Here is a 15,274-nt window from a genome sequence, read left to right as displayed (position 1 = left end):
ATCTGAAAAGTCCTCATCAACTACAGTAAGCTACGCTTACCAGAGATGACCCAAAGAAGATAAGATTTTTTAGTGGAGACTGTAAAATTTATCGACAGCCAGTTGCTGGTATGATCTTAAAAAAAAAGCACGTAATATTTCACCAAAATCAGGTTGGTGACGCCCTCCAGAAATTGGCAAAAATCAGTACCAACATACCCTGACAGGCTCAGCCAACGGCAGTATGAAATTCAGAAAACAGAAAATGTAAGGCAAGAAATAGCAGAGAGTGTCGAATTTTTTTACAGCAATCCGCACTGGTTACTACGCATCACTCTCCGCTCATCTTGCAATGGCCTGATCAAAACAGGTATCACTCAAAATAGGGGTCAAGAAGCGGATCAGCTCAGCAAACTGGCGATACGCTTGACAGCCTCCCTGAGATTTTCCATGGAAGTCGCAAACGATAACCGCATATAGCCCTCACAGCCAAAGGCTGACCCTGGCACAACAGCCACTTCAGCCTGTTCCAGCAAATAACTGCAAAAAGCAACGTCACTGCTGTCCTGCAACACTTGTTGGGATTGCAACTGCTTAATTGCCTGCCTTGCATCCGCAAAAGCATAAAATGCCCCTTCGGATAATAAACAGTGAATACCCGTTATGGAATTCAGCGCATCTGTCAGAAACTGATTGCGTTCCTTAAAAGCCTCCACCATTGGAATCATGCAGGATTGATCACCATTTAATGCAGCTTCTGCTGCCATTTGAGCAATAGAGTTCGGGTTGGATGTACTTTGTGATTGAATATTTTCCATTGCGGTTATGATTGCTGCCGGCCCGCCGCAATAGCCAATTCGCCAGCCGGTCATGGCATAAGCTTTGGAAACGCCATTGAGGACAACGGTGCGTGCTTTCAGATCAGGGCAAGCGTTCAGGATATTGACGAACTTATCACTGGTCAGGAGGATATGTTCATACATATCATCGGTAGCGATCAGAATTTCTGGATGTTTACGTAATACTGCCCCTAATGCCTGTAATTCTTCCTGACCGTATACACTGCCGGAAGGGTTGCCTGGGCTGTTGAGAATAAACATGCGGGTTCTGGGTGTTATCGCTTTCTCAAGCTGATCGGCTGATATTTTGAATTTTTCTTCGATCCCGGTATTAATAAAAACAGGTTTTCCTTGTGCAATCAAGACCATATCCGGATAGGAAACCCAGTATGGCGCCGGGATGATAACCTCGTCACCCGGGTCAATTGTAGCCAGTATCAAGTTGAAAAAACTTTGTTTTCCTCCGCTGGAGACCAAGATCTCTCCGGCAGTAAAATCCAGGGAATTTTCCCGTTTGAACTTCGAGATAATCGCCTGCTTTAAAGATGCAGTACCACCCACAGCCGTATACTTTGTAAAACCATTCCGGATTGCCGTAATCGCTGCATCCTTGATATGCAACGGCGTATCGAAATCCGGCTCACCTGCACCCAGACCAATAATATTTTTTCCTTCCGCCTTGAGCCTGGCTGCTTTGGCAGTCACTGCCAGGGTGGGCGAAGGTTTGATAGCCTGAACGCGTTGCGAGAGTTTCACGAGACAGCTCCTGATGTATGTGATTTGCGCATGTTAGAATCAAAAAATAATTAAATTTCGAGTACAGCGATCAAACTTGTGATTATTACCTTTCCGGACAGTCCTTACAAGCTCAATCAGGCATTTCAGCCTGCGGGTGATCAACCGGATGCCATCCGCAAGTTGGTGGATGGAATAGAATCAGGCTTGTCATTCCAGACGTTGTTAGGCGTAACCGGATCCGGAAAAACGTTCACCATCGCCAATATGATTGCGCAACTCGGGCGCCCGGCCATCATCATGGCCCCGAACAAGACGCTGGCCGCGCAGCTCTATGCTGAAATGCGTGAATTCTTTCCAGAAAATGCAGTTGAGTATTTTGTCTCCTACTATGATTATTACCAGCCTGAAGCCTATGTTCCCTCCCGCGATCTGTTCATCGAAAAGGATTCCAGTATTAACGAACATATCGAACAGATGCGCCTCTCTGCTACAAAATCCCTACTGGAACGGGAAGACACCATCATTGTAGCAAGCGTATCCTGCATTTACGGCATTGGTGATCCCGTTGATTATCACGGTATGATTCTACATGTGCGTGAGCATGAAAAAATCACGCAACGCGACATCATCCAGCGGTTGGCAGACATGCAATACCAGCGTAACGAATTCGAGTTTGCGCGTGGCACCTTTCGTGTACGTGGCGACGTGCTGGATATCTTCCCGGCAGAGAACTCTGAAACCGCACTACGCATTTCCCTGTTTGATGATGAGGTGGAAAGCATAGCGCTGTTTGATCCGCTCACCGGACATACCCGGCAGAAAGTTTCGCGCTATACGGTTTACCCTTCCAGTCATTACGTCACTCCGCGCAGCACCACCCTGCGCGCAATCGAAACCATCAAAACCGAACTTGCCGAACGACTCAATCATCTTCACGAAAATCATAAGCTGGTGGAAGCTCAGCGCCTGGAACAACGTACCCGTTTCGATCTGGAAATGTTAAATGAATTGGGTTTCTGCAAAGGAATTGAGAACTACTCGCGCCATTTGTCAGGTCGCTTACCCGGGGATCCACCGCCAACACTCATTGATTACCTGCCGGGTAACGCATTGATGATTATTGATGAGAGCCATGTTACCGTGCCTCAAGTTGGCGGAATGTACAAAGGTGATCGTTCAAGAAAGGAAAACCTGGTGGCTTACGGATTTCGCCTGCCTTCCGCATTGGACAACCGGCCGCTCAGGTTTGAGGAATTTGAAAAACTGATGCCTCAAACTATTTTCGTTTCCGCCACACCGGCAGATTATGAAATACAGCACAGCGGCCAGATTGTTGAACAGGTTGTACGACCAACCGGGCTGGTGGATCCGGTAATCATCATCCGTCCGGTAGCCACCCAGGTGGACGACCTGATGTCTGAAGTCTCAATGCGTACCAAACAAGGCGAGCGAACATTGATCACCACCCTGACCAAGCGCATGGCGGAAGATCTGACCGATTATTTTTCTGATCACGGCATCCGGGTACGTTATCTACATTCCGATATTGATACCGTTGAGCGAGTTGAAATTATTCGTGATCTGCGCCTGGGAAAATTTGACGTCCTGGTCGGAATCAATCTGTTACGGGAGGGACTGGATATTCCAGAAGCTTCACTGGTTGGCATACTGGATGCCGATAAAGAAGGTTTCCTGCGTTCAGAACGCTCATTGATCCAGACCATGGGACGCGCCGCCCGACATATCAATGGAACCGTCATTCTTTATGCTGACAGGATTACCAATTCGATGCGGCGCGCCATTGATGAAACTGAACGGCGACGTAACAAACAGAAGCTGTTCAATCAGCAGAACGATATTACGCCACGCGGTGTCAGCAAGCGGATCAAGGATTTGATTGATGGTGTTTACGACAGCAAAGATGCGGCAGAACATCAGAAAGTCGCACAAATCCAGGCACACTACGCTGCCATGGATGAAACACAACTTGCAAAAGAAATTCAACGGTTGGAAAAAGCCATGCTGACGGCCGCAAAAAGCATGGAATTTGAACAGGCAGCCCAGTATCGTGATGAAATAAAAAATCTTAAAAACAAGCTGTTTATCGGTATGATTGATCCCACTGAAATTGGGGACATACTGCAGCCAGCGATTAAAAAATCCGGAAAAAAATCCGGGAAGCGTCTCCAAATCTGATTGATTCCCTCTCCTGTAGGTTTTGCATAGATCGTTCATCCATGTCAAAATAAAAAGGAACGCTCGGCTGGAAACAGGGTTTTCCGGCAATCTCATTTCCTTGCTTACAACCAGCACACACTTCTTCGGACAAAAAATTTGTCCGCATTATTTCCGGGAGTGACCAGCCATCACTGACAGGAGTTTCGATAGAATATGCCTGCCGATCATTGTGATATATCTATAAAGAACGTAATTCTGTTTGGCGAAGTATTGGCAGATATCTTTCCTGATGGCCCGGTAATGGGAGGAGCTCCCTTCAATGTGGGATATCACCTACAAGCTTTCGGCTTGCACCCGGTCTTGGTAACGCGTACAGGAAACGATCCTCTTCGCCAGAAATTGATCAAGCTGATGAATAATGCCGGGATGTCTACAATCGGTGTCCAGTGTGATTCACACTATCCCACTGGACAAGTTCAGGTTAAACCTGGTGAAAACGGTCATGAGTTTAAAATCCTTGCAGATCAGGCCTACGATTTCATTGATCCACATGTTGCCGGTGATACTGCCTCGACTGCCAAACCCGAGCTGGTGTATTTTGGAACATTAGCACAACGCAACCCGGTATCCGGCGTAGCGCTGGAAGAAGTATTACGACGCACTCCACAAGCCTCTCGTCTGCTTGATATCAATTTAAGAGAACCCTGGTATCGCCCGGAAACCATCCAATATTCACTGACCCAGGCGGATCATGTGAAAGTCAATGAAGACGAACTAGCTGAATTATCCGGCTTATTAGCTTTCCAAGCCAGTGATGCTCGCGACACCGCGTTACGCCTGATAGAAAACTTCCAGCTAAAAACCCTGCTGGTGACACGTGGAGCCAATGGCGCATGGCTGCTTGATCAGGCTAACAATTATACTGAAATACTCGGTATCGCCAATGTGCCGATCGTTGATACCGTTGGTGCGGGAGATGGTTTTTGCGCAGTCTTCATCCTCGGATTACTGTTTGACTGGCCAAATGTACTAACACTGGAACGTGCAAACCGGTTTGCTGCCGCCCTATGCGGGATACGTGGCGCCACACCGGAATCAGCCGGATTTTATGATGTTTTTCTCAAGAATTGGAACCTGCTATGATAATAAAACGATGTTAGATCAAAAACTTTACATTCTGATGATCAGTGTACATGGCCTGATACGCGGTCATGATATGGAGCTGGGGCACGATGCGGATACCGGCGGACAGATCACCTATGTTGTCGAACTGGCGCGCGCATTGGGACGCAACAGTAATATTGCCCAGGTTGATCTGCTAACGCGCCAGATTGAAGATTCAAAAATCTCCCCTGATTATGCAACCCATATCGAAAAACTCGGGCCAAACGCGCAGATCGTTCGATTACCCTGCGGCCCCCGTAAATATCTGCGTAAAGAGTTGTTGTGGCCACACCTGGACCAGATGGTGGATCGCTGTCTGCACTATCTGCGCCAACAAGGACGTTTGCCCGATTTAATCCATACGCATTATGCAGATGCCGGCTATGTCGGCCTGCATTTATCCAATCTGCTGGGCATTCCACAAATACATACAGGCCATTCGCTTGGTCGCCCCAAACGGGAACGTCTGCTTGCCGCCGGCCGTAAAGAGCAGACAATCGAACGACAATTCAATCTATCGCAACGCATCGCGGCTGAAGAAGAAACACTGGTCCACGCTTCATTGATCGTCACCAGCACCTCGCAGGAAATAGAAGATCAATATGGCATGTATAAAAATACTGATCCGCGCCACTGCCGAGTTATTCCGCCAGGAACTGATACCTCGCGTTTCTCACCACCTGGGCGCAAGCTTATTGACCCCAACACACAAACAGGCGTAGATCGATTTCTAAGCAACCCCAAGAAACCGATGATTCTGGCTATTTCCCGTCCGGACACACGCAAGAATCTCGATGGACTGATAGAGGCATACGGCTCAGATCAATCCCTGCAGGATATCGCCAACCTGGTAATCGTTGCCGGCTCCCGTGAAGATATTCGTATGATGGAAACATCGCAGCGCGAAGTCATGAATGATTTATTGCTTGATATTGATCGTTATGATTTGTGGGGCAAGGTTGCGATCCCCAAGCACTTCACAGCAGAAGACATACCGGAACTTTACCGCTTGGCTGTTCGCAGACGTGGTATCTTTATCAACCCCGCCCTGACTGAACCCTTCGGGCTTACCCTGATTGAAGCTGCAGCCAGTGGCCTGCCCATTATTGCGCCGGAAGATGGTGGTCCGCGTGACATCATCGCCAATTGCCGCAATGGATTACTCGTCAACACACTGAACCATACAGAAATTGCTAACGCGTTGAAAGAAGCGTTATCCGACAGGAAACGCTGGCGCGACTGGTCCAGAAATGGCATAACCAATGTCAGGCGCCACTACACCTGGGATGCCCATGTCACAAAATATGTAAGGGAAGTCAATAAATTATTGCGTAAGGCGCGTAAACGTCTACGCCGCCAGTCCGCAGCTACGCTGTATCCTGATTGGGCACCTATTCCATTGGCGAGAAAAATAATCATCAGCGATATCGACAACACCCTGCTTGGTGATGAGCAGGGGCTAGCAGAATTGCTGCAATGGCTACGAGCACATGCCGATACCGTCTCATTCGGGGTGGCTACCGGAAGATCGCTCGAAAGCGCGGTAAAAATTCTCAAAAAATGGCATGTACCAATGCCCGACGTCCTGATCACCTCGGTCGGCAGCGAAATCAATTACTGGCCATCCTTGCGGCCAGATCAGGGCTGGAGTAATCACATCCGCCACCAATGGCGACGAGAAGCGCTGGCTGAAGCACTGCAGGCCATCCCGGGATTAACGCTTCAACCCCCGGAAAATCAGCGTGAATTCAAACTGAGTTATTTGGTTGCTCCCGAACAAATGCCTCCACTCGAACAGCTATACCAATATCTCCATCAGCAAAATCTACATGCCAAATTGATCTATTCACACGAAACATTTCTGGATGTGCTACCGACGCGGGCTTCTAAAGGTCTGGCTGTGCGTTATCTAGCCTATAAATGGGGATTATCATTGCAAAATTTTCTGATAGCCGGGGACTCCGGCAACGATGAAGAAATGTTGGTAGGCGATACACTGGGTGTAGTGGTGGGGAACCACAGCCCGGAGTTGGAGCCATTACGCGGACTAGAGCAGATGTACTTTGCGAGCAATACCTATGCCCGTGGAATCTTGGAAGGGCTGGAGCATTACAATTTTGCACAATAAGGATTTCGCCATGACCACGATCGACACATTTACCACTTGCACCCTACAGAATAGGGATGCTGTTTATACGTTATTACGGCGCTATTTCTCAACGAATCGCCCCTTGCTCCTGCAATCCGATCTGCGAGATGAATTGCTACAGCTGGAAAAAGATTGCGAGCGGTCCGATATGCTTCATGAATTTGTATTCCATCTACAGGAAGGCGTCTTCTCTTCACCTTGGGCATATTTTGTACTTCGACCCGGAATTGCCGAATTGGAATTCGTACGTATGCATCAGGAACACCTGATGCCGGAAAAGATAACCATCAATGAATTTCTCGGGTTCAAGGAAACAGTCACCAAAGGTGAAGCGATTGAATCTATTCTAGAGGTCGATTTCGGACCATTCAACCGGGCATTTCCCAAATTGAGGGAATCTCGCTCAATTGGGCAAGGAGTTATCTTCCTCAACCGCCAGTTATCCAGTGAAATGTTCACCCGTATCGAGGCAGGCAGTACCCGATTGCTGCACTTTTTAGGCGTCCATACTATCGACGGACAACAACTGATGTTCACCAGCAATTCACACAATATCAATATGGTGCGCAGCCAGTTGCGGCAGGCGCTGGAAATGCTGGAAGCAGTGGATGGTACGACGCCCTGGGCCGAACTGTCCTCAGACATGAGCAAAATCGGATTCGCACCAGGCTGGGGACATAACGCCGCCCGGGTGGCTGAAACCATGAATATGCTGATGGATATTTTGGAAGCACCCTCCCCTTCTGCACTCGAAGCATTTCTGGCACGTATTCCCATGATCTCTCGTCTATTGATTCTTTCCCCGCATGGTTATTTCGGCCAGGATAATGTGCTCGGACTGCCTGATACCGGTGGTCAGGTTGTCTATATTCTCGATCAGGTACGCGCACTCGAACAGGAAATGCGCGACCGACTGCAACTACAAGGCGTGCAGGTCGAACCCAAAATACTGATTGTCACCCGTCTGATTCCTGATGCGGGTGACACCACTTGCAATCAAAGGTTGGAAAAGGTCAGTGGCTGTACTAATACCTGGATTTTGCGCGTTCCATTTCGTAAAAAAAATGGGGAAATTATTCCTCAATGGATCTCACGCTTTGAGATATGGCCTCATCTCGAGACATTTGCCCTCGATGTTGAACGAGAGGCGCTAGCGGAACTGGGTAGACGTCCCGATCTCATCATTGGAAATTACTCGGATGGCAATCTGGTCGCCACCCTGCTCAGCAGAAGACTGGGCGTCACACAGTGCAACATCGCACACGCTCTGGAAAAAACCAAATATCTGCATTCGGATATTTACTGGCAGGAAAACGAGGACAAATACCATTTTTCCTGCCAATATACGGCAGATCTTCTGGCCATGAACGCCGCTGACTTCATCGTGACAAGCACCTATCAGGAAATCGCCGGGACACGGGAAGCAGAAGGCCAGTACGAAAGTTACCGGGCTTTCTCCATGCCTGGACTTTATCGGGTCATTAACGGAATTGATCTATTCGACCCAAAATTTAATATCGTTTCCCCAGGCGCCGATGCAGAAGTTTATTTCCCCTATACCGATCAGTCCAGGCGTCTGCACAGCCTGATCCCCGAAATTGAGTCCATGCTCTTCGACAATACTGCGAACTTTCCAGCCCGAGGTATTTTACAAGACTCGGATAAGCCTTTGATCTTCACCATGGCGCGCCTGGATCGTATCAAAAACATCACCGGCCTGGTTGAATCATACGGCGCCTCACAGCGCTTACGCTCACTTGCCAATCTTGTCATAGTGGGAGGAAAAATAGATCCGCAGCACTCATCTGACCATGAAGAACAAGAGCAAATACACCAGATGCATCATTTGATGGACGAATACAAGCTCGATCCGCAGGTTCGTTGGCTAGGTATGCGCCTTGACAAAAATCTGGCAGGTGAGCTTTATCGCTATATTGCCGACAAGCGCGGCATATTCGTGCAACCCGCCTTGTTCGAGGCCTTCGGCCTGACTATCATTGAAGCCATGGCATCCGGTCTGCCGACTTTCGCCACCCGCTATGGCGGGCCGCTGGAAATCATCCAGCACAATCGTTCTGGTTTTCATATCGATCCCAATCAAGGTACAGCTACTGCTGATCTGATCGCAGATTTTCTCGAAAAGAGCCATGAAAAACCGCTGGAATGGGAACGTCTCTCGCAAGGCGCACTTGCACGCGTTGCTAGCCGCTACACCTGGAAACTATATGCAGAGCGCATGATGACGCTATCGCGTATATACAGCTTCTGGAAATTCGTCAGTGGGCTTGAGCGAGAAGAAACCGATCTCTACCTCAATATGTTCTACCACCTGCAATTCCGGCCATTGGCGAATAGGCTGGCCGGTGATGCTTGATTAAGGATCAGTCTGTACAACTTCCGCACCATCATTGTGACTACGAATGTAATGAAGTAGGAAACACCCTATAAAGTCTATTTTATCAAATACTTATATGGATCGCACGTTGCTACGTTCCTTACGATAACGAGATTTTGCAGGGGTTCCTCAAGACATCCTCAAAAATACTCATTTAGTTGCCGTTTCTCAATCATCTGTTTATCAAGAACAAGAGAAAATGATGAAACGCACATTTCAATCCACGCAGACTGATTCTCAAGTTTCTCCACAAACTTATCTCACCATACATTCGCTAAGACGTAGCCAAGGCACTCCGGTCTTAACGGTCCTGACAGGCACTTTGAATGACACCCGGGGAATATGGTGCCGTTGGATACAACAAGAAAGTAGAAATACAGTCATCTGGTCGCCCGGAATGGCTAAATCACTTTCGATCAGCTGGATAGAGACGCTACTTGCAAGCGCCGACCTGCAGCACCAATTGCTACTGTATCTAGCGCAGGTTAATCGGTGTACCACGGAAGAAATCTTCCTTGCGCTGAAAAATAAATCGAGTGATGAATTGGAGATTTTCCAACAGCAGTTACCCATTCAGCTCTCTACACAAGAATCGTTACTCCTAAGCTGGTTTTTGACACAAATCGCCTTGTCCTGTGAATTGACACCTGATTTAGCGTCAAATCTGGCACAGGCCATGAAATTGGAAGATGGCGAAAATCTAGCGCAAGGTATCATGGCTTTTACCAAATTATTGCCAGTGGAAATTTTACCCGGCTTACTGATGGAAGTGACTGATGATGAATTATTACGATCTCCATTCATTCGCATGCTGGCGCAGATTGCAGAGCGCCTACCGGAAATGCCAATTGCATTAGCAGCCATACCTGCACACTTCGAAAACTACTGTACAAAAGCACCTGAATCAAGAATAAAGGCTATGTTACGGCTAGGTATTATCAAAGCACAGTCCTATTCAGATTCTCACTACACCTTACCCGACAAGACAGACCAGATTCTTCGGCAATGTAATGCACCGACGCAATTGTATGAGGAAGCGCAATCATTGCTCCGCTTGATCGTTGAGAAGAAAGATGATTCTTCTGTTGCTCGCAGTCAGGCCGAGCAATTTTTATTTCACATACTAGAATGGGTACCGGAAACACGTGGCGTATTCAAGTTAAATGTCAAAATGCCGTTTAAATTTGGGAAGCGACTAATGGAGATTGATCTGTTTTCCATTTCTGACCAAATAGCCTTGGAAATAGATGGCTATTATCATTTTCAGGATCCGGAATCCTGGCGCCGGGATCGGCGCAAGGATCTTGTATTACAAATGCATGACATACTTGTTTTACGCTTCCTGGCAGAAGATATCGTTTCCCAACTGGATGAAATTCTTGATAACGTTTACCAAGCATTACAGCACCGACGAAATAAAAAATTAAACCAGAAAATCAATGATGAGTGCAACTGGATATCTGACACTTCAAGAGCTGATTCCAATTCGATTCCTGGCTTGTTCAGCTAACGGATTGACAATCAGTGAGGTAAAAAAATCATTAACCCCTGTTTTCCATCAAGCGCCCTCAAGTAATGAATGGCTACAAACATTGCAGCAACTAACCGAACATGGGCTATTAAAAAAAACAGGTAAGTCACGATTTCAAATCACGGTTGCAGGGCGGGAACAAGCACTGCAAAAATTGGACCTGCTATCCTTACCCTCGACATTACGTTGGCTGACATTGAGAAACTGCTATCTCATTGCTGCTCTGTTGGGATTACCTGCTCCGATCAATGAACGTGATCGCCTAGCTATTACAAGTGCTGATGGCCTTCGGGCAGCTATTTTGGCCAATGCCTTTAAACTTACTACCAGCGCCTACTCTTCTCTGATCAAAGTTAGAGATAACTTGCTCTGGCAACAATTAGCCCAACCTGCTGACAGTGCAAATCTACAATGTAAATTAGCAGCATCCAATATCACACATGCAAAGCCTTTTACGGCAGGCTCGGTTGCGGCCCTGCTTCTAAGTGGCATATTAGGAACCGAGCGTGAATTATCCTGGGATAGTGCATTGAAACAACTGGCTGCAAAAGCTGCAGGTGCACGACGTATCAGTCCAGAAGAACTGCGACTAGCAATTCTCAGAACGGCTACACAACCTTTACAGCAACCTGAGATATTAGAAAAACAACCTTCACAGAAATCTGGACCATTAAATTTGGAACATTTTGCTAACCAGGTAAATCAATCTGCCAGACGCTGCCAAACAGGTAAATTTGGTGATAACAAGCTATTTATCTCACATGTTTGGCACCAAATGGAACGTGATGGCAATACATTCGGACTGGATCAGAATGAGTTCAAATACTACCTGATACTGGCCAATAACAAGGGATTAGTCAGCCTAAGCCGTGCAGATCTTCCTTATATCATGGATCAAGATGCCGTCTCGATGTCAGAAACCCTCTATCTAAACTCGATTTTTCACTTTATACGCTTGAAACCATAAGATGTCTGGAACCCCACAAAAAGAATATCTACAGATTTTTCGTTCCCGCGCAAAGGAAGAGATTTTCCACTCCATTACGCATCACAATCAGATTTGGCAACCTGATCCTTATGATATCGAAAGTATCCACCAGGAAAGCCGTGAGTGCTTTGAACGGTTATTGAATCGTGTAAGTAACAATGAGCAAACAGACTCAGGGCGCATCATGCTGTTGCTGGGAGAGTCTGGAGCTGGAAAAACCCATCTCATGCGAGCTTTCCGTAATTACACGCATGAAAAGTCGCTGGGGTATTTTGCCTACATGCAAATGACTTCTTCTATTTCAAATTATGCGAGCTATGCACTTCATTACACGATAGATTCTCTCGACAAACCGTATTGTGCAATTAATGGCAGCACGACGGGATTGATGCACTTATCCAATGCATTAATCGAAAAACGACAGATTGTTTCACAGCATGCCATCGATCAACTGCGCAATGGTGAATTGAACCATGATGAGCTGAGTGAGCTGATTTCCAAAATCACCGATGCCATTCTGAATAAAGAAGGAGAGCAATTACGGCACGTTGATCTCGATTTAATTCGTGCACTCCTCTATCTGCAACATGATGAACCCGCCATTCATGCCAGAGTTCGAAAGTACCTTCGCTGTGAAAACATGTCGGAATACGATTGCAAAATACTTGGCAATCTCACACCGCGTGTCCAGGAAGATGCCCCGGATCATTTGTTACAAGCGCTGGCATATTTGATGAGGGCAATCAATAAAGGAGCTTTTATTATTTGCCTGGATCAGTTGGAAGATATTCACCCTGCAGAAGAAGCTGAAATAAAATTCCGGCAGGCAATGGAGAAAATGACAAAACTAGCTGAAATTCCCAATGTGGTCGTTGTAATAGCGGGCCTGGAAGAGATATACCGTTCTCAACTTAGAAACAGCCTGCCAAGCTCACTAATAGACAGGATCGAACGTGATCCCGATACAATTACACTCTGCGGGGAACGCAGTCAAACAGAAATACGCGAAATAATTAGCGTAAGGTTAGAAGCTCTCTATGATAGCCATGGAATCGATTCCAGTTCAGGGGAATCTATTTTTCCCTTCCAGGATGAGACACCTACGCTGTTGGCCGGGATGAAAACACGCCAAATCATTGACTGGTGCCGCCAGGAACGTGAGTATTCAATCCGTACGGGTGATCTTCCACGATTACCTGATAAAAATGGAGATACACCACCACAAACAAGAGAAGATAATAAAAAAACCATTCGACCATTGGAACAATTATGGAATGATCATCTTGCCCACCCGCATAATGTACCCGAAAATGAGGATGAAATGTTGCAGTTGCTCAGACGTGGGATTGGACATTGCGCCGTTGAATTCAATCATTCACTCAAATGCAATATTGTGCAACGAGATGATTTTCTGGATATAGATATTCAAAATTCTGCAGAGAATACTGCCTATTGGTCAACCATAGGTTTATGCCAGAAATCTTCACAAGGAGGTGTGCTGGCAAGGCAAATCAATAAACTACAAATAGCGGCAGGTAGACGCACAGCAATCGCTATCCGCTCTATCGAGTTTCCCGCTAACCCAAGAACCCAGATCGCTATCCAGCTGGGTAAATTCGTAGCAAATGGTGGCAAAAAAGTGCTGATCCCGGATGCTGACTGGCGCACGATGGTAGCCATGGAATCATTCCGTAAACAATACGCAGAACGATCTGACTTCAAGAGTTGGCTGCAAAAGGCACAGCCATTGCTCAGCTTGCCTTCAATTCAGCAAATTCTGGATCTTGAAATGACTCTGAAAAGATCCGAAACCTCCTCCGTTCCAGAAAATGCACAGCCACCAGTTCCTCCCGTCCCTGTGAATGTGCAACTATTGGCCCCAGATACTTCACAGCTAAAAATAGGTCTGACTCAAGGCTATCAACCCTCCTTTTACAAAGTCGATATTTCTCAATTCGTGCGTCACGCTGCTTTTTTGGGTGGTTCCGGGAGTGGCAAAACAACCCTGGCCTTGAATATCATCGAGCAATTACTGCTGCAAGGCATTCCGGCAATTCTTCTGGATAGAAAGGGTGATCTTTGCAGCTATGCAAAAGACGAAGCATGGCGTAGCCCCGTCGCGGACCCAATGCACGCTCAAATGCGCAAGGATTTACGCAATAAAATTGAAGTGGTCGTTTACACACCTGGCGTTATTGAAGGACAAGGCCGTCCTTTAAGCATACCTATCGTACCTAAAGGATTGGAGAATTTATCATCTGGGGAATGTGATCAGCTGGCCAACCATGCAGCCTTCTCTCTAGGAAGAATTATGGGCTATAAAGATCACGGCCAGGATAAAGCTCGAATCATTATTCTCGGGAAGGCAATTTCCATCCTGGGCCAATTGAACAAGGGCCGTGTATTGACAATTGATCATCTGCTGGATTTTATTGACAAAGATGATCCGCTATTACTCAATGCAATTGGAAGACTCGACTCCAAATTGTCTAAAAAACTAGTGCAGGATTTACAAACTCTGGCATTGGGACATGGAAGCCTGTTTTCCCGATCAGGAGAATTACTGAATACCGGAAATTTATTCGGCCATTCGAACGGGAAAACCCAGCTAAGTATCATCAACACCAGCAATCTAGGCAACAATGACAACGTATTGTTCTGGGTATCGCAGCTATTACTGGATATTGGCCGTTTCGCAGCAAAATCGCCGAGTGATAAACTGCAAGGCGTCATTTTGCTCGACGAAGCAGATCTTTATTTACCCGCCCAATCCAAGCCAGCTACCAAAGAGCCATTGGAAAATCTGCTCAGACGCGCCCGCTCGGCTGGAATTGGATTGATGCTTGCAACCCAAAGCCCGGGCGATCTGGATTATCGATCACGTGATCAGATCTCTACATGGTTTATCGGGTGCATCAAAGAAAAAACTGCATTAGATAAATTGAAACCCATGTTAAGTGAAGCGAAAACGGATATTTCCAGCAAACTAGCCCATCAATCAACTGGGGAATTTTACGCCATTCATAATGGAGAAGTAAGCAGTATCAAGGCAGACCTTTCTCTCGTGCAGGCCGAACAAGTATCAGCACATGAAATTTTAAAGCTAGCCGGTAAGAAAAAAGATAACCGTATTTCAGCCTTTTTTCAAAATGTGTTTACAAGTTCCTGATTCTGTTCTAGCGCGCATTTAAAAGTTTTTTCTGAACAATACCTGTCTCGTGTCTGCTGATCCAGACGCAGAAATTTTTGAAAGCACCATCGAAAGCACTTACCAACACGACAAATTCAGTTAAAACCAGCACACCGTGGGACT

General features: G+C 46.7%; 8 protein-coding genes. 7 read left to right on the top strand and 1 reads right to left on the bottom strand.

Annotation, left to right across the window (positions count from 1 at the left end):
- Positions 1–380: 380 nt before the first annotated feature.
- Positions 381–1,574, bottom strand: coding sequence for a pyridoxal phosphate-dependent aminotransferase (locus ACZ5EJ_RS04930; RefSeq protein WP_011634158.1), 1,194 nt, complete (start codon positions 1,572–1,574; stop codon positions 381–383).
- A gap of 78 nt (positions 1,575–1,652) precedes the next feature.
- Here ACZ5EJ_RS04930 and uvrB point away from each other — a divergent pair, with 78 nt between their 5' ends.
- The 7 genes from uvrB (at position 1,653) to ACZ5EJ_RS04895 (ending at position 15,130) form a co-directional block, all read left to right on the top strand.
- Positions 1,653–3,752 carry an excinuclease ABC subunit UvrB gene (gene uvrB / locus ACZ5EJ_RS04925; protein WP_011634157.1) on the top strand — a complete coding sequence of 700 codons (2,100 nt, stop codon included), beginning with the start codon at positions 1,653–1,655 and terminating at the stop codon, positions 3,750–3,752.
- A gap of 195 nt (positions 3,753–3,947) precedes the next feature.
- Complete coding sequence (locus ACZ5EJ_RS04920; protein WP_011634156.1) at positions 3,948–4,877, top strand: carbohydrate kinase family protein; 930 nt, start codon at positions 3,948–3,950, stop codon at positions 4,875–4,877.
- A 10-nt stretch (positions 4,878–4,887) separates the two neighbouring features.
- A complete protein-coding gene (locus ACZ5EJ_RS04915) occupies positions 4,888–7,026 on the top strand; it encodes an HAD-IIB family hydrolase (protein ID WP_011634155.1) in 2,139 nt (712 codons plus the stop codon).
- Positions 7,027–7,036: 10 nt separating this feature from the next.
- Complete coding sequence (locus ACZ5EJ_RS04910; protein WP_011634154.1) at positions 7,037–9,421, top strand: sucrose synthase; 2,385 nt, start codon at positions 7,037–7,039, stop codon at positions 9,419–9,421.
- A gap of 418 nt (positions 9,422–9,839) precedes the next feature.
- Positions 9,840–10,952, top strand: coding sequence for an endonuclease domain-containing protein (locus ACZ5EJ_RS04905; protein WP_049753095.1), 1,113 nt, complete (start codon positions 9,840–9,842; stop codon positions 10,950–10,952).
- Positions 10,882–11,940: a hypothetical protein gene (locus ACZ5EJ_RS04900; protein WP_464557753.1), complete on the top strand. Its 1,059-nt coding sequence runs from the start codon at positions 10,882–10,884 to the stop codon at positions 11,938–11,940. The genes ACZ5EJ_RS04905 and ACZ5EJ_RS04900 overlap by 71 nt, the downstream gene beginning before the upstream one ends.
- A gap of 1 nt (position 11,941) precedes the next feature.
- Positions 11,942–15,130, top strand: a complete 3,189-nt coding sequence (locus ACZ5EJ_RS04895; RefSeq protein ID WP_074456302.1) for a helicase HerA domain-containing protein — start codon at positions 11,942–11,944, stop codon at positions 15,128–15,130.
- The last annotated feature ends 144 nt before the right edge of the window (positions 15,131–15,274 follow it).

It is taken from the genome of Nitrosomonas sp. TNE100, from assembly GCF_055387135.1.
Note: the sequence above shows the minus strand (reverse complement) of the source record. Positions and strands in the feature narration are given on the sequence as shown.